Source organism: Streptomyces griseus (genome assembly GCF_001715295.1).
GTDB lineage: Bacteria > Actinomycetota > Actinomycetes > Streptomycetales > Streptomycetaceae > Streptomyces > Streptomyces griseus_G.
This window is the reverse complement of record NZ_MDKB01000003.1, coordinates 1-21493: the sequence shown is the minus strand read 5'-3', so window position 1 is coordinate 21493 and position 21493 is coordinate 1. Positions and strand designations below refer to the sequence as shown.

Annotated in this window: 19 protein-coding genes; all 19 read right to left on the bottom strand. The window is 70.7% G+C overall.

Annotation, left to right across the window (positions count from 1 at the left end):
• Positions 1–22 precede the first annotated feature (22 nt).
• Positions 23–709 carry a methyltransferase gene (locus tag BA175_RS16385; protein ID WP_069172168.1) on the bottom strand — a complete coding sequence of 229 codons (687 nt, stop codon included), beginning with the start codon at positions 707–709 and terminating at the stop codon, positions 23–25.
• On the bottom strand, positions 706–1491 hold the full coding sequence (locus tag BA175_RS16380) for a cyclase family protein (protein WP_069173071.1): 786 nt from the start codon (positions 1489–1491) through the stop codon (positions 706–708). The genes BA175_RS16385 and BA175_RS16380 overlap by 4 nt, the downstream gene beginning before the upstream one ends.
• On the bottom strand, positions 1488–2435 hold the full coding sequence (ilvE, locus tag BA175_RS16375) for a branched-chain-amino-acid transaminase (protein ID WP_069172167.1): 948 nt from the start codon (positions 2433–2435) through the stop codon (positions 1488–1490). Before ilvE ends, BA175_RS16380 begins: the two co-directional genes overlap by 4 nt.
• Positions 2432–4081, bottom strand: a complete 1650-nt coding sequence (locus tag BA175_RS16370) for an FAD-dependent monooxygenase (protein WP_175420857.1) — start codon at positions 4079–4081, stop codon at positions 2432–2434. Before BA175_RS16370 ends, ilvE begins: the two co-directional genes overlap by 4 nt.
• Positions 4078–5325 (bottom strand): tryptophan 2,3-dioxygenase, encoded by a 1248-nt coding sequence (locus BA175_RS16365; protein ID WP_069172166.1) that lies wholly within the window; start codon positions 5323–5325, stop codon positions 4078–4080. Before BA175_RS16365 ends, BA175_RS16370 begins: the two co-directional genes overlap by 4 nt.
• Before the next feature lie 43 nt (positions 5326–5368).
• Entirely contained in the window at positions 5369–6508 is a 1140-nt protein-coding gene (locus BA175_RS16360; protein WP_069172165.1) for an aminotransferase class V-fold PLP-dependent enzyme, read from the bottom strand.
• Complete coding sequence (locus BA175_RS16355; RefSeq protein WP_069172164.1) at positions 6505–7224, bottom strand: tryptophan 2,3-dioxygenase family protein; 720 nt, start codon at positions 7222–7224, stop codon at positions 6505–6507. Before BA175_RS16355 ends, BA175_RS16360 begins: the two co-directional genes overlap by 4 nt.
• A complete protein-coding gene (locus BA175_RS16350; RefSeq protein WP_069172163.1) occupies positions 7221–8531 on the bottom strand; it encodes an ATP-grasp domain-containing protein in 1311 nt (436 codons plus the stop codon). Before BA175_RS16350 ends, BA175_RS16355 begins: the two co-directional genes overlap by 4 nt.
• 128 nt (positions 8532–8659) lie before the next feature.
• A complete protein-coding gene (locus tag BA175_RS16345; protein ID WP_254667901.1) occupies positions 8660–9919 on the bottom strand; it encodes a hypothetical protein in 1260 nt (419 codons plus the stop codon).
• Positions 9920–11115: 1196 nt separating this feature from the next.
• Positions 11116–12768, bottom strand: coding sequence for a glucose-6-phosphate isomerase (gene pgi, locus BA175_RS16340; RefSeq protein WP_069172161.1), 1653 nt, complete (start codon positions 12766–12768; stop codon positions 11116–11118).
• A 153-nt stretch (positions 12769–12921) separates the two neighbouring features.
• Positions 12922–13257 (bottom strand): RNA polymerase-binding protein RbpA, encoded by a 336-nt coding sequence (locus BA175_RS16335; RefSeq protein WP_073747820.1) that lies wholly within the window; start codon positions 13255–13257, stop codon positions 12922–12924.
• 108 nt (positions 13258–13365) lie between these two features.
• The gene (gene secG / locus BA175_RS16330) at positions 13366–13602 is read right to left on the bottom strand and encodes a preprotein translocase subunit SecG (RefSeq protein WP_069172160.1); all 237 of its coding nucleotides are present in this window, start codon (positions 13600–13602) and stop codon (positions 13366–13368) included.
• 113 nt (positions 13603–13715) lie between these two features.
• Entirely contained in the window at positions 13716–14492 is a 777-nt protein-coding gene (gene tpiA / locus BA175_RS16325; protein ID WP_069172159.1) for a triose-phosphate isomerase, read from the bottom strand.
• Between the two features lie 5 nt (positions 14493–14497).
• Positions 14498–15709 (bottom strand): phosphoglycerate kinase, encoded by a 1212-nt coding sequence (locus tag BA175_RS16320; protein ID WP_069172158.1) that lies wholly within the window; start codon positions 15707–15709, stop codon positions 14498–14500.
• 112 nt (positions 15710–15821) lie between these two features.
• Positions 15822–16832, bottom strand: a complete 1011-nt coding sequence (gene gap / locus BA175_RS16315) for a type I glyceraldehyde-3-phosphate dehydrogenase (protein WP_069172157.1) — start codon at positions 16830–16832, stop codon at positions 15822–15824.
• A gap of 604 nt (positions 16833–17436) precedes the next feature.
• Positions 17437–18426 carry a DNA-binding protein WhiA gene (whiA, locus tag BA175_RS16310; RefSeq protein ID WP_069172156.1) on the bottom strand — a complete coding sequence of 330 codons (990 nt, stop codon included), beginning with the start codon at positions 18424–18426 and terminating at the stop codon, positions 17437–17439.
• Entirely contained in the window at positions 18417–19451 is a 1035-nt protein-coding gene (locus tag BA175_RS16305; protein WP_069172155.1) for a gluconeogenesis factor YvcK family protein, read from the bottom strand. The genes whiA and BA175_RS16305 overlap by 10 nt, the downstream gene beginning before the upstream one ends.
• Complete coding sequence (gene rapZ, locus BA175_RS16300) at positions 19448–20353, bottom strand: RNase adapter RapZ (RefSeq protein WP_069173069.1); 906 nt, start codon at positions 20351–20353, stop codon at positions 19448–19450. The genes BA175_RS16305 and rapZ overlap by 4 nt, the downstream gene beginning before the upstream one ends.
• A gap of 176 nt (positions 20354–20529) precedes the next feature.
• Positions 20530–21493, bottom strand: a 964-nt coding sequence (locus BA175_RS16295; protein WP_254667900.1) for a helix-hairpin-helix domain-containing protein, incomplete at its 5' end; no start/stop codon positions are given.

The window sequence follows — 21493 nt, the reverse complement described above, 5'->3', positions numbered from 1 at the left end:
GACGCGTCGATTGTGCGTGCTGTCAGGCCGCGGCGAGCCGCCATAGCTGAAACTCGATCACTGTTCTGTCCAGTTGCCGCTGCTCGGAGCGGAGCATCGACGGTTCCAGGCCGGCGTCGGCGGCGAGCCGCCGCAGCAGAGCGACGTTGCCGATGCTGCTGAAACCGAGGAGCAGGCTCCCCTCGGGGGTGAGCCGGCCGGGTGCTTCCTTCAGGAAGCGGCGGTGGGCGTCGTAGCCGGGATCGAAGAACGCGTGGTGCAGGTCGGTCTCGTTGACGAAGTCGGCAGGCGGTTCGGCGAAGTTGGAGTTCCAGTAGACGAGGTCGTACCGGTCCTCGGGCGGCAGGGCGTCGAAGAGGTCGCTCTCCAGCACCCGCACCCGGTCCTCCACCTTGTGCCGGACGACGTTGCGCCTGGTGTTCTCCACCGCCGCCGGGCTGATGTCGAGCGCGGTGACGCGCGCGCATCCCGACTGCGCCGCCACCACCGCGGTCACCCCGGCCCCCGAGCCGATCTCCAGGAAGGACCCGCCGTCCGGGAAGGGGAGCCAGCTGGTGAAGAGGTCGGTCACCGGCGTGTAGGTGGGGCTGAACACGCCGTCCATCAGGTCCCAGTCCCGGCCGAGGAGGGTGAACTCCCCGGGCCTGGTGGTGTCCTGCGTGTGCCGCCGCAGCAGAGAACTCGCGCGCTGGAAGCCGGTGTCACTCATCGTCGCTCTCCGGTGGGTTCGTGTTCGATCAGGGCCAGGACGCGGCTCGGGCTGCCGGAGCCCCTGACGATCGGGAGCGGGCCGGCGACCACGACCGCCCCGGTGGGCGGGAGCTTCGCGAGGTTCCTGAGCTGGGTGAGGCCGTACTTGCCCGCGCCGTGGAAGAACCAGTGGCACGGGTAGGGCTGGTCGGGGAACTCCCCGGCGAGGCCCGCGTCGGTGCCGACGGTCTCCACGCCGATCCCGCTGAGCGGGGTCTTCTCGGCGAGCCACCTGGCGCATTCCGGTGCGACGCCCGGCGTGTGGCGGCCGTTGTGGAACGCGGAGGGGTCCGCCTGGCGTTCGGCCCAGCCGGTGCGGTAGAGCAGCCAGCCCCCGGCGGGCAGCTCACCGTGCCGGTCCTGCCACCGCTCGACGTGCTCGCGGCGCATCAGGAAGTCGGGGTCCTCGGCGGCCTCGCGGGACAGGTCGATGACGGCCGCCGGGCCGACCAGGCTGCCCGGGGGGACCTGGGAGACGTCGTGGGAGTCCTTGCCCGAGAGCCAGTGCACGGGCGCGTCGAAGTGCGTCCCGGTGTGCTCGGAGAGCCGGATGTTGTTCCAGTAGACGGTGGGGCCCGCGGCGTCGTAGTGGCTGATCTCCTCGCGGGCGAAGGGCCAGGGCTGCCCCCGCTCCGGTGGCAGGTCGATGATCGGGGTGTCCTCGGAGAGCGGGGAGGTCAGGTCGACCACCTCGACCGCTCCGCTGCGCAGGGCCTCCACCAGCCCGGTCAGTACGCTCATGCCGCACCGGTCCCACCGGCGGCCGGCAGCGTGGTGCACCACTCGGGGTGCTTGCCCAGGCCGCGTACCGCGTCGTCGTAGTGGTCCTGGAGCAGCCGGGTCAGTGGCCCGCGGGTGCCGTCGCCGACGGTCACCCGGTCGACGCTGGTGACGGGCAGCAGTTCGGACATGGTTCCGCAGAGGAAGACCTCCTCGGCGATGTACAGCTCCGTGCGGTCGATCTCCCGGCGCCGCAGGGTCAGTCCGAGGTGGTCCTCGGCGAGCCGGGCGACGGTCTCCACCGTGATGCCCTCCAGCACCCCGCTGGTCCCGGGCGGCGTGATCAGCTCCCCCTCACGGACGACGACGACACACGAGCCGGGCGCCTCGGCGACCGTGCCGCGCTGGTTGAGCAGGAGCGTCGTGTCGTAGCCGTTGCGCACGGCCTCGTGCTGGGCCAGGCGGCTGTTGTGGTAGTTCGCCCCGGTCTTGATGCGGGGCGGCATCGAGTCCTCGCCGATCCGGCGCCAGGAGGAGATGGACGCCGCGACGCCGTGCTCGTGGGCGGGTGAGCGCGGTACCGGGGTGGACGTGATGTGCACACCGGTCTCGGTGGTGTGGCCCATCGGGTCGAAGGAGGACCCGAGGCCGAAGTAGGCGACGACGCAGACGTGCGCGTCGGCCTCGAAGTCGTTGGCGAGGACGAGGTCGGTGCAGGCCCGGACGAGCTCGGCGTCGGAGTAGTCGATCTCCATGTGCAGGCTCTTCATGGAGCGTCGCAGCCGCGTCAGGTGGTCCTGGACCCGGAAGAGGTGGCGGGCGCCGTCCGGGTCCCGGTAGACGCGCAGCCCCTCGAAGACGTTGGCGCCCCAGAAGGCGCCCTGACTGCGGGCGTGGAGCACGCACTGGTCCCAGGGGACGACGCCGCCGTCGAGCCAGGCGTACGGAGGTGCTGCGGTGGTCATATCTGCGTTCCTTCCAGGAGCGGGGCGTCCCGCGTCGGACCGTTGTCCCCGGTGGCGACGGGGACGCCCGCCGCGGCGCGCAGGGACGTGGCGAAGTCGGCACCGTTGCCCGAGCGGGCGGCGAGGTGGCCGTCCGGGCGTACCAGCCACCACACGGCCGTGCCGTCGCTGTAGCCGGACGGGAGCGTGCCGGGATCCGCGTGGACCACGGTGAGGCCTTCGGGAAGGCCCGCGGTGGGAGCCCCGGACGGCAGGACCACGACGGTCGCGGCCGGAACGGGCCAGGGCCGGGACTTGGTCTCCGAGACGAGCCGCGCGGCCGCGGCGGCGTCGGGGGCGACGAACAGGCCGACGAAGCCGTCCCCGAACAGCCTGCGCAGCCGTGCCGGGCCGGCGCCGCCGACGAGCGGGGCGTCGGGGGCGAAGGCACCGAGCAGGGGGTGCTCCCGCGCCCGGGGGACGAGGGGCGAGTCGCGGTAGGTGTACGGCTCGGCCATGCGCCCGCTGTTGACGCGCCGTTCGGCGAAGGGCAGCACCGTGGAGAGCTTCAGCAGCACGGAGCGGGCCCAGCGCCGCAGCGGGTGGGGCGGCACCATGAAGCGGATGGTCGCCTCGGTGACCCGGAGGTTCTCCTTGGCCGCCGCGTACCGCTCGCTGTGGTAGGTCTCCAGCAGGTCCTCGCCGGCCTGGCCGCGCTCGATCTGCGCGAGTTTCCAGGCGAGGTTGTCGGCGTCCTGGATGCCGCTGTTCATGCCCCGGGAGCCGTACGGCGGCAGGGCGTGCGCGGCGTCGCCGGCGAACAGCACCCGGCCGACCCGGAGCCGTGCCACCACCCGCTGGTGGAAGCGGTAGGTGCTGACCCAGTCGACCTCGTACGGCACGTCGCCGATGACGGCGCGCACCCGGGCGTCGAACCGGCCGTCCGCGCGCTCCGCGTCGATGTCGGCGTCGGGCGGGAGCTGCCAGTCGATGCGCCAGATGTCGTCCGGCTGCGGGTGCATGACCAGCTGCCTGCCGGGGTTGAACGACGGGTTGTAGTGGAAGTGCCGCTCCTGCGCCAGCGGCAGCTTCGCCTTGATGTCGGTGATGAGGAAGCGGTCGCGGTGGGTGTACCCGGTCCACTCGACGCCGAGCAGGTCACGCAGGGTGCTGCGGACGCCGTCGCAGGCGACCAGATGTCCGAAGCGCAGGGCCCGCTCCCCGTCGGGGGTGGTGGCGGTGAGCGTCACCCCGTCGGCGTCCTGGGTGACGTCGCCGACACGGTGGTTCCACCGGAGGTCGATGAGGGGCTCCGCACCGGCCCGTTCGGCGAGCACCTGCTCGATCCGGAACTGCGAGATGTTGACGAACGGCCCGTAGCCGAGCGCGGCCGGGTGCTCGACGGCCCTGATCTCCTCGTCGGCCACGTAGGTCCGGGCGACGCGCCAGGTGACCCCCTCCTCGTGGATGGGCCCGGCACAGCCGGACTTGTCGAGGATCTCCAGCACGTCCCCCTGGATCAGGCACGCCTTCGAGCCCTGCTTGACGAGTTCGGGCTTGCTGTCCAGCACGATGCTCGGGACTCCGAAGTCCGCGAGCCTGAGCGCCGCCACGAGCCCGACCGGGCCTGCGCCGACGATCCCCACGGGTGCGTCCAACACGGTCATCGAGACCTCACCGTCGCTTCGTTGTCGGCCGGGCTGACCTGATGGAACACGGGTATGTCGCGCACCGCCGCCAGATACGGGGTGCCCTCGGTGTAGCCGGTACCGGTGGCCTCTCCCAGCATCCGGACCGCGAGCCGGTAGTGAGTGCCCCGCCAACGGTGCAGGGCGCTCGCGAAGGTGCTCATCGCGGCGCCGACGCGGGCGCATTCCGCCGGGCCGAGGTCTCCGGAGTCCCGGACCTCGCGGTAGGTGTCGTCCAGGTTGGGATGTCCGCCGGCGAGCCGGGCGTGGATCTCGGGCACGGAGTGGAAGGCCGGCGACTCGGCCCGCTCCCGGTCGGGTGTCCGGCAGAGGGCTTCGACCAGCTTGTAGCCGCGTGACTGGATGGCGCTCGCGCCCTCGGTGAACTCCCTGAAGGTGCGGAACGATTCGATCTGCATCGTCGCGAGCATGGAGAACAGCGGCGCGGACTCGCGCAGGGAGTCCTCGGCGCCGTTGAGGAAGTGCACGGCCTCGTCGGCCCGGCGTCCCGACAGGGCGTCGATCGCCGCCCTCAGATGCATGGTGAGCAGGACGAAGGTCGTCTCGAAGGTCTGCAGTACCCGCAGGAACATGTACTCGTCGTGCGAGACGTACACCGGAAGGATGCTCAGGTCCATGGCCCGGCGTTCGGCGATCGCCATGTCGGCGCGTACGAGGGAGCGCATCTGGCGGGCCCGGTCGACGTGGTCCTCGGAGGTCACGCCGCGGGCCAGGGACATCCGCGTCAAGGCCGGCAGGACGGCCCGCAGACCGTGTTTGCAGCGCTTGACGGCGAGGTCCCGGGAGGGCCGCAGCTCGCTCAGCCGCATGCTCAGCCCGTCCAGCGCGGCCAGTTCGAAGTCGAGCGCGTCGGCGATCAGCTGGACCGATAACCGGTCGCAGCGTGAGCGGGCGAACGGGGCCGTGGCCACCGGCTCGTCGAGGCCCGGCAGTTCGAGCATCGACAGGGCCAGATAGGTCGGATAGTCGTAGCGCCCGTCGGGCTTGTCGAGCGCGGTGTCGAGGAAGGAGGCCAGGGCGCGCACCTCGGGCCAGGGGCCGTGCATCATGGGCAGCCGGTCGCGTACCGCGGTGAGCCGGTCGAGCAGCTCCTTCGAGACGAAGTGCTTGCCGACGCGCTGGTATTCGCGGACAACGGCGTCGTACGGAAATCTTCCTGGGTCCGCTTCCTGGACCCACGAGGCCAGTTCTGCTGTGGCCATGGCTCCTCCTCCTGGGGTGGGAGTGATCGGGATGGGGATGTGCTCAGGAGAACCGGTGGTCGCGCAGTGCCGCGCAGAGGATCTCGACGTCTTCGGCCCGGTTGTAGTAGTGGAAGGCCACACGGACGACGTCGCCGCGGGGACTCACCATCACGCCGCGCTGCGCCAGCGCCTCGGCGAGCCCGGCGGGATCGGGATCGATCAGCCCGACGTGGGCGCCGCGCCGCTCCGGCCGGACCTCCCGCACGCGTTCGCCCTGGGCCGTGAGCTGTTCGACCGCGAGGGCGGTGAGGCTTCGGACGTGGGCCCGTACCCGCTCGGGGTCGGTGCGCGCGATCAGGCCGAGTCCCGCGACGGCCGCGTAGCAGGCGGGGACGGCCGCGGTACCGGTCTGGTAGCGGGCGGCGGTGTCGGGGAAGTCGAGTGTGCGCGGGTCGAAGGAGAAGGGATCGGGCCGGCCGAACCAGCCGGTCAGGGTGGGCTGCCGCTCCGCGGTGTGCGGTGTACGCGCGTAGAGGAACGCGAGTCCGGGCAGTCCCAGCAGGTACTTCGAGGTGCCGGCGACCAGGTAGTCGCAGCCCAGCCGGTCCACGTCGACGGGCTCGACCCCGGCGGCCTGGTAGGCGTCGACGAAGAGCTCCGCACCCTCCGTGTGGGCGAGGTCCGCGAGTTCGGCCACCGGCATCCGCACGGAGTCCTGATAGCCCGTCATCGGTACGGACACCAGCCGGGTGCGCCCGTCGACCAGCGCCGCGTAGTCCTCGGCCCGTTCGGCGAAGACGACCTGAGCGCCCCGGGGGCGCTGTGCGAGCCACACGTGGGCGAGGGACGGGAACTCCAGGGGGGTCGTGACCAGCCGGGGTCGCGCCCCCCAGTCGACGGTCGAGGCGATCTGGTAGGCACCCACGGACGCGCTCGGCACCAGGGCGATCTGCTCGGTACGGGCGCCGATGAGCGCGGCGAACCCCTCCCGGGCCAGGCCGACCTGCTCCTCGAAGAGGTGCCAGGGCGCTTCCTTCCCCGTCATGGCGTCCAGCATGGCGCCCATGGCGGAGTCGAGCGCCGTCGAACGGGGGCCGAGGCTGCACCCCGCCAGGTGCACGGTGCTCTCCAGCATCGGGAAGGCCGCGCGGAACCCGGCGGGTTCCAGGGCGGGGGCGTCGGCTCTCGGTCTGCCCGTCATGACCGGTCCCCCACCGGCCGTTCGCCCATGGGGCCGGTCTCGGTCAGCTCGGTGCGGACCGCCCAGAGCTCGGGGAAGTGCTTGTGCGAGATCAGCTTGGCCAGGACGTCCACCGGTGTTCCCTGGGTACCGACCACCTCGTGGCCGATGATCCGGGTGGTCATCTTGAAGTGCTGGACGCGCCAGATCGATATCCGCTCGTCCCACTCGATCATCGCCTCGGCGAGCCGGAACTCCGCGGTGTCCTCGCCACTGCGGTACAGCTCGGCCAGGTCGACACCCCGGTCCGCGACCAGCTTCAGGAAGGCCGCGCCGACGAGCCGGTTGGATGCGCGGACCGACCGCCATCCCGGGGAGTCGGCGCCCGAGCCGTGGCCGAGGACGGTGCGGATGGTCTGGAAGTCCCAGGGGGACAGGTGACGCATCATCTCCAACTGCTGGGTGACCAGTTGGGCACCCAGGGCGGCGCGGCCGAGCAGCCGGGTGGCGGTGTCGAGTTCGCCGGACTCGATCCGTGCGGTGGCCTCGGCGACCTCCGAGCAGGCGAGCTTGAGCCAGAGCTCGGTCGACTGGTGGACCACCTGGAAGAGGAGCTCGTCCCGGTGGACGGATTCCTCGGGAAGCCGCTGCAAGGACAGCAGGGCGTCGGTCCGCATGTACCTCGTGTAGTCGTTCTCGCCCTCACCGGACAGGATCTGCTCGGAGTAGTCCTTCATCGTCTCGCCTCCGCGTGTGCTGCGTACTCCGCGCGTGCCGGCCGCTCCGCGACCGTCCGTGCGACGGGTTCGGCGGTGACCCGGAAGCGGGCCGCCGTATCGGTCAGTGCGGCTTCCACCTCGCCACTGGTACGCCCCCGGAAGCGGAATCGGCCGCCGACGTGCTCGTAGTAGGCGTCGGCCTCCGGCAGCACCTCGCCGGGCGGCAGGATCGATTCGGCATAGGGGCCGGTGCGGCCACCCAGCATCGAGGTGACGTGGGTGATGACGCAGGGCCGTGCCTCCGGTGCGGGGATCAGCAGCCACCCGCCGACCTCGCCGGTGGGCGGGGCCGTCTCCGCGGCCGTGCCGGCCAGGCCGAGCTGCAGCTCGAAGGCCGCCCGCATCAGGTCGTACCCGTGCAGGTCCCGCCAGATGAACGGGATCTCCGCACCGCCCACCCGCGCGCCCACCTCGAGGAAGACGCAGTGCGCGCCGTCCGGCGTCCTCTCCACGAAGACCTCCAGATGGAAAGGGGTCGGCCCGTCGGTGAGGGCCGCGAGATAGCCGTCGGCGGCCTCGGTGACGGCCCGGACGACACCGGGGTCGTCGACCTCGACCGAGCCCAGGAACGCCCCCTCGCGGAAGCCCAGGCACGTGTTGACGTAGCGGGAGACCCGCAGCCGCGAGGTACGGGTCCCGTCGAAGACGCCGTCGACGTGGTGGATGGGGTGCTCGACGAAGGCCTGGACGAGCATGGGCTCGGTGAACGCGGGCAGCCCCGCCAGGTCGGCGGGCCCTGACAGGATCCGCACACCCGCGCTGGAGCTTCCGATCCGCGGCTTCAGCACCACGGGCCAGCCGCTCACGGACGTGAAGTCCGCGACCTCGCCCGGGCTGTCCGCCGAGGCGAAGGCGGGAACCGGGAGCCCGGCGGCGGCTATCGCCCGGCACATCAGGAACTTGTCGCGGAACGGCAGCAGGTCGGCCGGGTACGGCCCGGGAAGGCCGAGGTCCTCGCGCAGTCCGGCGGCGACGAGCAGGTCGTCCTCCTTGAGGGCGACGATCCGGTGCGGGATCCCGTGCCGGCCGGTCAGTCCGGCGACGGCGGACCGGACCTGGACGGGGTCGTCGGTGGCGTCGACCAGGGCGATGCCGGCGGCTTCGGCCGGGACCGATCCCAGCCCGACCTCGGTGCTGACGTAGGTGACGGCGTTCTCGCGGTGGTCGACGTAGCCGAGATAGTCGGCATATCGCTCTCGCCAGCGGTTGACGACGACTATGTGGGGGCGGCCGTCGTCTCCGCCGGCCCTCTGTTCCGGTAACACACGTGGTCCTTTCACGGTTTACGGCGGCTTCCGGCCATGGGGGCTCGCCCGGCGCGCGCCGGGGCAGCCCGAAGGGACGCCGCGGAACGGGTCAGGGGAACCGGATCGGGAGGGAGGGAGGGAGGTGGTCAGCCGGTGGTGAACACACAGCTGCTGCGTGTGCCGGGGTTGGAGAAGGAGATGACCGCACCGTCGGTGGGTTTCAGCGCGCGGACGAACCCTCCGGCGTAGCCGCCCTCGTCGACGAACACGCCCCAGTTGGCGGCCCAGTCCTCGGTGCGGCCCGAGAGAGCGTCGACCACGGGCTCCGCCGCGGGCACCACCCGGCGCTGGACCACGGCGTCGCCGTCGGCGGAGGCCAGTGCCTCGGCCCACTGCTCGTCGCCGACCCGGTGGCCGATGACGGTACCGACGCCTCCGTAGCCCACACCGGGCTTGAGGACCAGGTCGGCGCGCTCGTCGCGACAGCGCTCCAGAAGGCCGGACCGGTCCCCGGCGTGGTTCAGGCCCGGGTCGAGCAGCCTGGTCCAGGGCACCGTCCGGTCCACCACGGCCAGCTCGGACGGGGTGAGCGCGGAGCGGACCTCCGGGTCGTGGAACAGGGCGAGGCTCCCCTTGCTGGCGTACACGCCGCTGTCCAGACCCAGGAAGAGCGCGGTGGTACCGGCCTCGTCGGCGCGGAGCAGGGTGTCCAGGACGTCTTGCGCGGCGGGATCGCCGGCGATCTCGCCGGCCACGAAGTAACGGAGTACGACGTCCAGCGGGGTGCCCCGGAGCGTGATCTTGCCGTTGCGCTCGCCGAGTTCCTGGATCTCTCCGAGAAGGAGTCGTATCCCGTGCTCGGCCATCGCTTCGCGCACCGCGAGGAAGACGTGTTCGTGGGCGGCGATTCCGCCGGTGCTCTCGATGAGGGCGATGACCGGTTCGCCCGAGGTGACCGGTCCGGCCGCGCGGCGCAGGGCCTCGGCCACCCTGGGCACGGTGTCGAGGTGGCCGAGGCCGTGGCGTTCGGCGAAGTCCGCGAACTCCGGCACGTCGAGGAACGCGCGGTTCTGCTGCGCGGTGTCGGTGCCGCCGAGTTCGCTGCCGACGTTGAGTTCCAGCAGCCAGAAGCGCTCACCGTCGTGATAGGCGTCGGCCCGGGCGTGCAGAACGGGCGCCGTTCGGGCGCCGCGGCACATCAGGCCGGCCAGTGCGTCGTCCATGCCGATGGCTCGGCAATAGGCCCGCAGATCACCGCCGTACAACCGGTCCGGCAGGGACACCATGACTGAGTAAAGCTTGTGGAGATCATCGGCAAAAGCCTCGATCTCCGAGCGCTCGACGAATAAGGGGCGGTCCAGCAGGACCTGCCCGAAAGAATCCGCATAGACAGCGGGAAGTTCCATCTTGCGCGCTGCATGACGAAGATTGGAGTGATTCTGCAAGCACTCGTCGACGTAGGAGCGGGTAGTACTGTTGATCACGAACGGTCCCCCTGAGCCCACAAACGCTCGGCTGACGACGGGTCTCGTCGGCAACCGCAGCTATGTCTGAACTTCCGGCAAAACAGTGCGAGATGGCGCACGCTCTACCCGCCCGGCGCCTCACGGAAGCTATAGCGCCCATCGAGTATCGGTCAAGCCCCACCGGGTCCTGATGCAATTGCCTGCAGGCCGTTTCACGCCAATTGCTTCGGGAGTCGAATTACCGGAAAGAGAAACGTGATAGGCACTCAGGAGGTGTTCACCCGTTTTTCCCGGTCAGGCAGGGTGCGTTAAGCCCGAAGATGCCGGGACAGGGCGGCGGACGCGGTCAAAATCGGTCAGCCACCCCCGTGCGGAGGCTGGTCATTTTCCGGCCAGGGCTGGCCCGCCGGGCCGGGTCCCGGGTCCTGCGGGGCCGAAAAAAACGGTCCCCCGACGGGACGCGCACCGCGGAGACAGGGACCCGGATCCGGCCCCCGCCCGGGGAGGCAGGGGTCCAGGGCGGACCCGCACCGACCCGCGGGGCGGTACACGACAGGAGACCCCTGCGTACGCCGGTCTCCCCGGCGTGGTCACAGGCGTCCAAGGGTGTCCCGCGATTCCCGGCGGATCAGCGCGCGGCGCCGGACGCGGTGCGTCGCACGGCGGAGGGACGTCCGCACACGGGATGTACAGGGACGTCCCGACGACGCGGCGGGGTGCCGGCGCCGCGCGCCCCGCCGTGCCGTGCGGGACAACCCTCCGGGGCCGCGTCCGGCCGGGACCCCCGCAACGGGCTCCTGACCGCGCTCGGACCGCGCCGCCCGCCGGGGGCACGTCCCAGGAGGCCGCTCCTCTCCCCGCCACCGTGAGGGGCCGCGCGGCGCACTTTCAGCGCGGTCCTGGCCGCCCGCCTCGGGCGGACGCCGTGGGTGCGGTACCGGCGGGGGGGGGAGGGAGGACGGCGCACAGGCTGCCCGAAGACCGAAGATCGTCGGCGCCACGGCGGACATCAGCGGCCGGGTTCCGGGCGGGGTGAGGAACCCGCCTGCCGGCCGGGCAGTCCCGGGACCGCGGCTGCCCGGCTACCCGGTGCGTGGCGGCCGGTACCGCACCGCCCCCCTCCCGTCACCGCCGGCTCAGCGGCCGCGCAGCGAGCGGTACGTCGCCACGAGCGCGGCGGTGGAACTGTCCAGGCCCTCCCCGCCGGTGCCGTCGGTCAGGACCGGCTCGATCTTCTTGGCGAGGACCTTGCCGAGTTCGACGCCCCACTGGTCGAAGGAGTCGATGTTCCAGACGGCTCCCTGGACGAAGACCTTGTGCTCGTACAGCGCGATGAGCTGGCCGAGCACCGACGGCGTCAGCCGGTCGGCGAGGATCGTGGTCGTCGGGTGGTTGCCGCGGAACGTCTTGTGCGCCACGAGTTCCTCGGGCACGCCCTCCGCGCGGACCTCTTCGGGCGTCTTGCCGAAGGCCAGGGCCTGGGTCTGGGCGAAGAAGTTGGCCATCAGCAGATCGTGCTGGGCGATCAGCCCGGGCAGCAGGTCATGTGCCGGCGCGGCGAACCCGATGAAGTCGGCCGGGATGATCTTCGTGCCCTGGTGGATCAGCTGGTAATAGGCGTGCTGCCCGTTGGTCCCGGGGGTGCCCCAGACGACCGGTCCGGTCTCCCACTCCACCGGATCGCCGTCCCGGTCCACGGACTTGCCGTTGGACTCCATGTCCAGCTGCTGGAGGTACGCGGTGAACTTGGACAGATAGTGGCTGTAGGGCAGCACCGCGTGCGACTGGGCGTCGAAGAACTGGCCGTACCAGATGCCCAGCAGGCCCAGCAGCAGCGGGGCGTTCTCCTCGGCGGGGGCGGTGCGGAAGTGCTCGTCGACGAGGTGGAAGCCGTCGAGCATCTCGCGGAACCGGTCCGGGCCGATGGCGATCATCAGCGAGAGGCCGATCGCCGAGTCGTAGGAGTACCGGCCCCCGACCCAGTCCCAGAACTCGAACATGTTGGCCGTGTCGATACCGAAGTCGGCGACCTTCTCCGCATTGGTCGACAGTGCCACGAAGTGCTTGGCGACGGCTTCCTGACCGGCCCTCAGCTCGGTGAGCAGCCAGTCGCGGGCGGAGGTGGCGTTGGTGATGGTCTCGATCGTCGTGAACGTCTTGGAGGCGACGACGAAGAGCGTCTCGGCCGGGTCCAGACCCTGCACCGCCTCGTGGAGGTCGGCGCCGTCGACGTTCGAGACGAAGCGGACGGTCAGCGAGCGGTCCGTGAAGGAGCGCAGCACCTCGTACGCCATGGCGGGTCCGAGGTCGGAGCCGCCGATACCGATGTTGACGATGTTCTTGACCGGCCTGCCGGTGTGCCCGGTCCACTCGCCCGCCCGGATCCGGTCCGCGAAGGCGGCCATCCGGTCGAGGACGGCGTGCACGGCCGGCACCACGTTCTCGCCGTCGACCTCGACCACGGCGTCGCGCGGGGCGCGGAGCGCGGTGTGCAGGACGGCGCGGTCCTCGGTCGTGTTGATCTTCTCGCCGCGGAACATGGCGTCCCGCAGCCCGGTCACGTCCGTGGCGGCGGCGAGGGCGCGCAGCAGGCGCAGCGTCTCGTCGGTGACGAGGTGCTTGGAGTAATCGATGTGGAGGTCGCCGACCCGGAGCGTGTACCGCTCCCCCCGGTCCGGGGCGTCCGCGAACAGCTGTCGCAGACCCGTCCCCCCGAACTCCTCACGGTGCTTGCCGAGAGCCGCCCACTCGGGCAGCCGGCTGAGCTTGGTTCGGCCTTGTGCGTTCATCCCGGAAATCGCCCACTTCTCTCGTACCTGCAACCTTCCCCGCTGCCCTCCCAACCTAATTGATCGGGAGGGTGCGGCGGCGCACCGGCAAGCTGGTGGACGGCATACGGATTCCGGCCGGGCACCCTGGGGGTGACCGGCCGGTGAAAAGTCTCAGATCTCGCCGCGGAGTTTCGCCAGGGCCTCGGCGAGGATCGCCTCGCCGTCCGCGTCACTGCGGCGTTCCCGCACGTACGCGAGGTGCGTCTTGTACGGCTCGGTGCGCGGCGGGTCCGGCGGGTTGTCCTGGTCCTGCCCGGCCGGGAAACCGCAGCGCGGGCAGTCCCAGGTCTCCGGTACCTGCGCGTCATGGGCGAAGCTCGGCTGGGTCTCGTGCCCGTTCGAGCACCAGAAGGAGATGCGCAGGCGCGGCGCGGACTCGCCGCGCTCGGCCTCCCCCATCGGCCCCGCTCCGACCCGGCTTCCCCGGATCGCGTTGCCACTTGCCACGGTCGTAACTCCCTGCGTGATGGTGCTCGAGGATGCCCCAGTCTACGTAAGGCCCAACGCGCGTCCAGTGAAAGGAGTTACACCGTCACCGGGAATCGCGGAGCCGGGTCAGCTGTCCAGCTTGATGAGCAGACCGAGGACGACGATGCACGCGAACCAGGCCAGTCCGACCACGACGGTGATGCGGTCGAGGTTGCGTTCGGCGACCGAGGAGCCGCCCACGGAGGACTGCATGCCGCCACCGAACATGTCGGAGAGGCCGCCGCCCTTCCCCTTGTGCATCAGCACCAGCAGCATCAGCAGCAGGCTGAAGACGATCAGGGCGATCTCGAACGCCAAAATCACGGCTGGTCCCTACTTTCCGGAAATTCCTAGGACTGCATGTACGAACAGCGGGGGCCGGGGGTGACAGCCCCCTGGCCCCCGCAAGGGTACGACGGATCCGCGCTACCGCATACTCACTGGTCGCGGAAGCGGACGATCTTGACGAACTCGTCGGCGTCGAGCGCGGCGCCACCGATCAGGGCTCCGTCCACGTCGGGCTGCGCCATGATGGCCGCGACATTGCCGGACTTCACGGAGCCGCCGTACTGGATACGGACGGCGTCGGCCAGCTCCTGCGAGTACAGCTCGGCGAGCCTGGCGCGGATCGCGCCGCAGACCTCCTGGGCGTCCTCGGGGGTGGCGACCTCGCCGGTCCCGATGGCCCAGACCGGCTCGTAGGCGATCACGAGGGACTCGGCCTGCTCGGCCGGGATGTCCTTCAGGGCACCGTCGAGCTGCGCGAGGGTGTAGGAGACCTGGTCACCGGCCTTGCGGATGTCCAGGCCCTCTCCGACGCAGAGGATCGGGGTGAGGCCGTGCTTGAACGCCGCCTTCACCTTGGCGTTGCAGATCTCGTCGTTCTCGCCGTGGTACTGGCGGCGCTCGCTGTGGCCGACGGCCACGAACGTGCACTTCAGCTTGGCGAGCATGGGGCCGGAGATCTCACCGGTGTAGGCGCCGGAGTCCTGCGCCGAGATGTCCTGGGCGCCGTACTTGATCTTCAGCTTGTCGCCGTCGACCAGGGTCTGCACGGACCGCAGGTCCGTGAAGGGCGGCAGGACCGCGACCTCCACGGCGTCGTAGTCCTTCTCGGACAGGGCGAAGGCGAGCTTCTGGACGTGGGCGATGGCCTCGAGGTGGTTGAGGTTCATCTTCCAGTTGCCCGCCATCAGCGGGGTGCGGGTGCTCATCAGGTTCAGTCCTCCAGTGCGGCGAGTCCGGGAAGCGTCTTGCCCTCGAGGTATTCGAGGCTGGCGCCGCCACCGGTCGAGATGTGGCCGAATGCGTTTTCGTCGAAGCCCAGGATGCGGACGGCGGCCGCGGAGTCCCCGCCGCCGACGACGGTGAAGGCCGGCGAGTCGACGAGGGCCTGCGCGAGGGCCTTGGTGCCCTCGGCGTAGTCGGGGTGCTCGAACACGCCCATCGGGCCGTTCCAGAAGACCGTGGCCGCGTCGGCGAGCTTCGCCGCGTACAGCTTGCGGGTCTCGGGCCCGATGTCCAGGCCCTCCTGGTCGGCCGGGATGGCGTCGGCGGCGACCGTGGCGGGGTGGGCGGGGGCCTTGGTCTTCAGGTCGGGGAACTCGTGGGCGACCAGGACGTCGACGGGGAGCACGAACTCCACGCCGAGCTCCTCGGCCCGCTTGAGGTACTCCTGGACGGCCGGGACCTGGTCCTCCTGGAGCAGCGAGATACCCACCTCGTGGCCCTTGGCCTTGAGGAAGGTGTACGCCATGCCGCCGCCGATCAGGATGCGGTCGGCCTTCTCCAGCAGGTGGTCGATGACCCCGAGCTTGTCGGAGACCTTGGCGCCGCCGAGGACCACGGCGTACGGGCGCCGCACCTCCTCGGTGAGCTTCTTCAGGACGCCGACCTCGGTCGCGATCAGGCCGCCGGCCGCGTGCGGCAGCCGGGCCGGGAGGTCGAAGACCGAGGCGTGCTTGCGGTGGACGGCTCCGAAGCCGTCGCCGACGTACACGTCGGCGAGCTCCGCGAGCCGGTCGGCGAAGGCGCCGCGCTCGGCGTCGTCCTTGGAGGTCTCGCCGGCGTTGAAGCGGAGGTTCTCGATGACGGCGACCTGGCCGTCGGAGAGTCCGGCGACCGTGGCGCGGGCGGAGTCACCGACGGTGTCCGTCGCGAACGCCACGTCGGCCCCGAGCAGTTCACCGAGGCGCGTGGCGGCGGGGGCCAGCGAGAAGGCCGGGTCGGGGGCGCCCTTGGGGCGGCCGAGGTGGGAGGCGACGACGACCCGCGCGCCGGCTCCGGCGAGGCGGGCGACCGTCGGCTGGACGGCGCGGATACGGCCGTCGTCGGTGATCGTGGTGCCGTCCAGCGGCACATTGAGGTCGGCGCGGACGAATACCCGCTTGCCCGCGACCCCTTCGGCGAGAAGTTCGTCGATCGTCTTCATCTGTTCCCCTACTCCTTGGAAGGACTGATGAGCATGCGAGGGGGCTCGAACGGCGCCGCGTCGCACCGTCCGAGCCCCTCACATCACATCTGGATGCCTGCCGATCCTAGGATCAGAGCTGGCCGCCGACGAAGACGGTCAGGTCGACGAGGCGGTTGGAGTAACCCCACTCGTTGTCGTACCAGCCGAGGATCTTCACCGAGTTGCCCTCCTGGACCATGGTCAGGGAGGAGTCGAAGGTGCAGGACGACGGGTCGCCGACGATGTCCGAGGAGACGATCGGGTCCTCGGTGTACGTCAGGAAGCCCTTGAGGTCGCCGTCGTCCGCGGCCTTCTTGAACGCGGCGTTGACCTCGTCCTTGGTGACCTCGCGCGCCAGCGTCACGACGAGGTCGGTGGCGGAGCCCGTGGGGACCGGCACGCGCATCGCGATGCCGTCGAGCTTGCCCTTGAGCTGCGGGAGGACCAGAGCGGTCGCCTTGGCGGCGCCCGTCGTGGTCGGGATGATGTTCTCGGCGGCGGCGCGGGCGCGGCGCAGGTCCGAGTGCGGGAAGTCCAGGATGCGCTGGTCGTTGGTGTAGGCGTGCACCGTCGTCATCAGGCCCTTGACGATGCCGAAGTTCTCGTCGAGAACCTTGGCCATCGGCGCCACGCAGTTGGTGGTGCAGGAGGCGTTGGAGATGACGTGGTGGTTCGCCGCGTCGTACTTGTCCTGGTTGACGCCCATCACGATGGTGATGTCCTCGTCCTTGGCCGGAGCCGAGATGAGGACCTTCTTGGCGCCACCCGCGATGTGCTTCTCGGCGTCGGCCTTCTTGGTGAAGATGCCGGTCGACTCGATGACGACGTCGACGCCCAGCTCACCCCAGGGGATGTCGGCCGGGTTGCGCTCGGACAGCACCTTGATGGTGTGACCGTCGACGGTGATGGTGTCGGCGGTGTGGCTCACCTCTGCCTTGAGGCGGCCCAGGATGGTGTCGTACTTCAGCAGGTGGGCCGTGGTCGCAGTGTCACCCAGGTCGTTGACAGCCACGATCTCGATGTCCGCACCCTGCTCCAGCAGCGCGCGGAAGTAGTTACGACCGATGCGGCCAAAGCCGTTGATGCCTACGCGGATCGTCACGAACCGATCTCCTCGTTAGGAACGCCGGTTTCGATGCCGGCGAGTTTTATAGGGATGTCCCCGACCGCCTCCGACCCTACCTCTCCGAAGGCTCCGGAGTGACATCGAGAGGGCGGGCAGCCAGGGAGATCCGCTTACTCCGGAGGGGGAGCGGGGGATTCCGGCCGCGGTGATCGACGGAAATCCCCTGCTCCCCCACCGTGGTCACGGAGCGTCAACGAGCTTCGGGGGCCGCCCCCTTGCAGTGCCGGGGCCCTCGGCGTGACCCGCCGGCCCGATGTCACGGGGAGTCGCCGGCGCGAGCCCCGCCCACCCGGCCCGCGCCGCATCCACCGGCATCGCCGGAGCCTCGCTCAATTGTGCGGAGTGGTACTCAATCGATAAACACGCCGAGACCGCGTGTTCTTTTCCGGATGCACGGACGAGCGGAACGGCGACGGAATCCGCTCAGTTGTGCAGGGTGGTGCTCAGTCAATCCGGTGGGCCGGAAGCACGGCCCTGCGCCCGGCCCATTCCGAAAAAATGCTGGGCCGGAAATCGGAATGGAACCCGTCCCGTCGGGGAAATGGCCCCCACCGGCCCCTGCGAACCGCGCTCTGTGACCTCAGCCGACGAGGCCGTCGGCCAGCTCCTCGCTGAGAGTGGATTCGGTACCCGGGATACCGAGGTCCTGGGCCCGCTTGTCGGCCATGGCCAGCAGGCGCCGGATCCGGCCCGCGACGGCGTCCTTGGTCAGCGGCGGGTCGGCGAGCGCGCCCAGCTCCTCCAGGGAGGCCTGCTTGTGCTCCATACGCAGCCGTCCGGCCGCTGCCAGGTGCTCCGGGACCTCCTCGCCGAGGATCTCCAGCGCGCGCCCCACGCGGGCGCCCGCGGCGACCGCAGCCCGGGCCGAGCGGCGGAGGTTGGCGTCGTCGAAGTTGGCCAGCCGGTTCGCGGTGGCCCGGACTTCGCGCCGCATCCGGCGCTCCTCCCAGGCCAGCACCGCGTCATGGGCCCCGAGCCGGGTCAGCAGCGCGCCGATGGCGTCACCGTCACGGACGACGACCCGGTCGACGCCGCGCACCTCGCGGGCCTTGGCCGCGATGGACAGCCGACGGGCGGCGCCGACCAGGGCGAGCGCGGCCTCCGGGCCGGGGCAGGTCACCTCCAGCGAGGAGGAGCGTCCGGGCTCGGTCAGCGAGCCGTGGGCCAGGAAGGCGCCCCGCCAGGCGGCCTCGGCGTCGCAGGTGGCCCCCGAGACCACCTGCGGGGGCAGCCCGCGGATGGGCCGGCCACGGCCGTCGACCAGGCCGGTCTGGCGGGCCAGCTGGTCGCCGCCCGCCACCACACGCACCACGAAGCGCGAGCCGCGGCGCAGTCCGCCCGGGGCCATCACGATCAGCTCCGAGCTGTGCCCGAAGATCTCCAGGATGTCCCGCTTGAGCCGGCGTGCGGCGTTCCCCGTGTCCAGCTCGGCCTCGATCACAATCCGGCCGCTCACCAGGTGCAGCCCGCCCGCGAACCGAAGAATCGCCGAGACCTCTGCTTTCCTGCAGCAGGTCCGGGTGACGGGAAGCCGAGAGATTTCGTCCTTCACCGCTGGCGTCATCGCCATGGGCCGATCCTTCCATGCATCCGAAAAATACGGTCGTACGCGGCGGCCAACAGCTCCGGATCGTGAATCGGAACGCCGTCGGGTGAGGCCACAGGGGCCAGCTCGACCGCGGCTCCGAGCCGCTTGGCGGCGTCGGCGAGGGATGCGCGGTCGGGCACGGCGGCCTCGTCGGCCAGCACCACGTCCATGGCGAGTTTAGGGGCGTGTCGCCCCAAAACCTCCAAATGACGCTGCGGTGAGAAGCCTTCTGTTTCGCCGGGCTGCGGTGCGAGGTTGAGCGAGAGGACCTTACGGGCCTTCGTGGCGACCAACGCGTCGAGCAGGTCGGGCACCAGCAGGTGCGGGATCACCGAGGAGAACCAGGAGCCCGGGCCGAGGACCACCCAGTCGGCGTCCAGGACGGCGGCGACCGCGTCCGGGACCGCCGGCGGATCGGTGGGAACGAGGTGGACGGACTGCACCTCGCCGGGGGTGAGGGCCACCGTGGCCTGCCCGCGCACGGTGACCACGTCGTCCGGGCACGCCGGATCGTGGCCGCGGACGAGGGCCTGCAGCTCCAGCGGCACGGCGGACATCGGCAGCACCCTGCCGTGCGCGCCGAGCAGTTTGCCGACGAGGTCGAGGGCCTGGACATGGTCGCCGAGCTGCTCCCAGAGGGCGACGATGAGTAGATTGCCCACCGCGTGCTCGTGGAGATCGCCCTTCGACTCGAAACGGTGCTGGATGACCCGGGCCCAGGTCTGGCCCCACTCGTCGTCGCCGCAGAGCGCGGCCAGCGCTTTGCGCAGGTCGCCGGGGGGCAGGACGCCGAGCTCCTCCCGGAGCCGGCCGCTGGAGCCTCCGTCGTCGGCGACGGTCACCACGGCCGTGAGATCGCCGGTGATCCGGCGCAGCGCCGTGAGCGACGCGGACAGGCCCATGCCGCCGCCGAGGGCGACGACCTTGGGCTGCGTGCCGCGCTTGCGCCCGGAGAGTGCGGCCGTGGCCCTGCTCAGCCGCCGCAGGCGCAGATTGCGACTGGTCACTCGCGCCCCATGTCGCGATGGACGAGGACGGTCTCGATGCCTTCCGCGGCCAGCCGGGTGGCCAGCTTCTCCGACATGGCGACGGAGCGGTGCTTGCCTCCCGTGCAGCCGACGGCGATGGTCACGTAGCGCTTGCCCTCACGGCGGTATCCGGCGGCGATCAGCTGCAGCAGCTCGGTGTACTGGTTGAGGAACTCCTTGGCACCCGGCTGGTCGAACACGTACGCGGACACCTCCTCGTTGAGCCCGGTGAAGGGGCGCAGCTCGGGGACCCAGTGCGGATTGGGCAGGAACCGGCAGTCCACGACCAGGTCGGCGTCGACCGGCAGCCCGTACTTGAAGCCGAACGACATGACCGTGGCCCGCAGCTCCGGCTCCTCGTCACCGGCGAACTGGGCGTCCATCTTGGCCCGCAGCTCGTGGACGTTGAGGCTGGAGGTGTCGATGACCAGGTCTGCGTCGCCCCTCAGCTCACGCAGCAGATCGCGCTCGGCCGCGATGCCGTCGACGATGCGCCCGTCCCCCTGGAGGGGGTGGGGACGGCGGACGGACTCGAAGCGGCGTACGAGGGCGTCGTCGGACGACTCCAGGAAGACGATCCGCCGGGTGACGTGTTTGTCCTCCAGGTCCGCGAGGGACTCCCGGAGGTTGTCGAAGAAGCGGCGGCCCCGTACGTCGACGACGACGGCGATCCGGGCCACGTTGCCCTGGGACCGGGCGCCGAGCTCCACCATGGTGGGGATCAGCGCGGGCGGCAGGTTGTCGACGACGAACCAGCCCAGGTCCTCCAGGCACTTGGCGGCCGTACTGCGCCCCGCGCCCGACATACCGGAGATGATCACCAGTTCGGGGATGGCGGGCGCGGCGGCCTCGGCCTTCTCCGTGGTGCTGCCCGTACTCATGTGCGCTGCTCCGTCTGCTCGGTCGGTGCGATCGTCCGTGTGGCCCGCCGCGGAGGCGGCGTCTTCGCGCCGGCGCTCTTCGGTACGGCCGTCCCCCCGTGCTCCGTCACGGCCGTCCTCGGGCCCGTTGCGACGCTCGGCGTCGCGTTCGTTCTCACGTTCATCTGCGTGTTCGCTCATGTCGTGCTGCCCCCGTCGTCCTCTTCGATGATCTCTCCTGTGGCCGTGTTCACGGCAGGTGCGGCCGGGGCGGCCGTGGCGAAGGCGGCGGCAACCGACTCCGCCGTCCTGCGTCCTATCCCCGGAACCTCGCAGATCTCGTCGATTGTCGCCTGCCGCAGCTTCTTCACGGAGCCGAAATGCTTGATCAGCGCCTGCTTGCGGGTTTCCCCGAGGCCGGCGACGTCGTCCAGGGGACTGCTGCGGATCCGCTTGGCGCGCTTGGCCCGCTGGTAGGTGATGGCGAAGCGGTGGGCCTCGTCCCTGATCCGCTGGAGGAGGTACAGGCCCTCGCTGGAGCGGGGCAGGACCACGGGGTCGTCGTCGTGGGGCAGCCAGACCTCTTCGAGGCGCTTGGCCAGACCGCAGACGGCGATGTCGTCGATGCCCAGCTCGTCCAGAGCCCGCTTGGCGGCGGCGACCTGGGGCTGCCCACCGTCGACGACGACGAGCTGCGGCGGGTAGGCGAAGCGCCGGGGGCGTCCGTCGTCCTCGCGGGGCTCCTCGCGCGATTCCGTGACCGGCGCGGCGGCGGGCTCCGCCTGCACGGGCCCTCCGGGCACGGCGGTGGGCTCCTGCGGGGCGGGCACGGTGACTCCCGGCGCCGGCCGGGCCGCTTCCGGGGCGGGGACCGGGCCCGAGGCGGCGGGGGTCGTGTCCCACTCCCCCGTCCGCTCCTTCTCCTGGAGGTAGCGCTTGAAGCGGCGGCCGATGACCTCGTGCATCGACCGGACGTCGTCCTGGCCCTCGAAGCCCTTGATCTGGAAACGCCGGTACTCGCTCTTACGGGCGAGCCCGTCCTCGAAGACCACCATGGAGGCGACCACGTCGTCGAACCACTGGTCCAGCGCATCGGTTCGGCTGGTCAGGAACGCAGGACTTCTTGTTCGGTAGCGGCGCAGTTCGGCTGTGGCCGGCTCG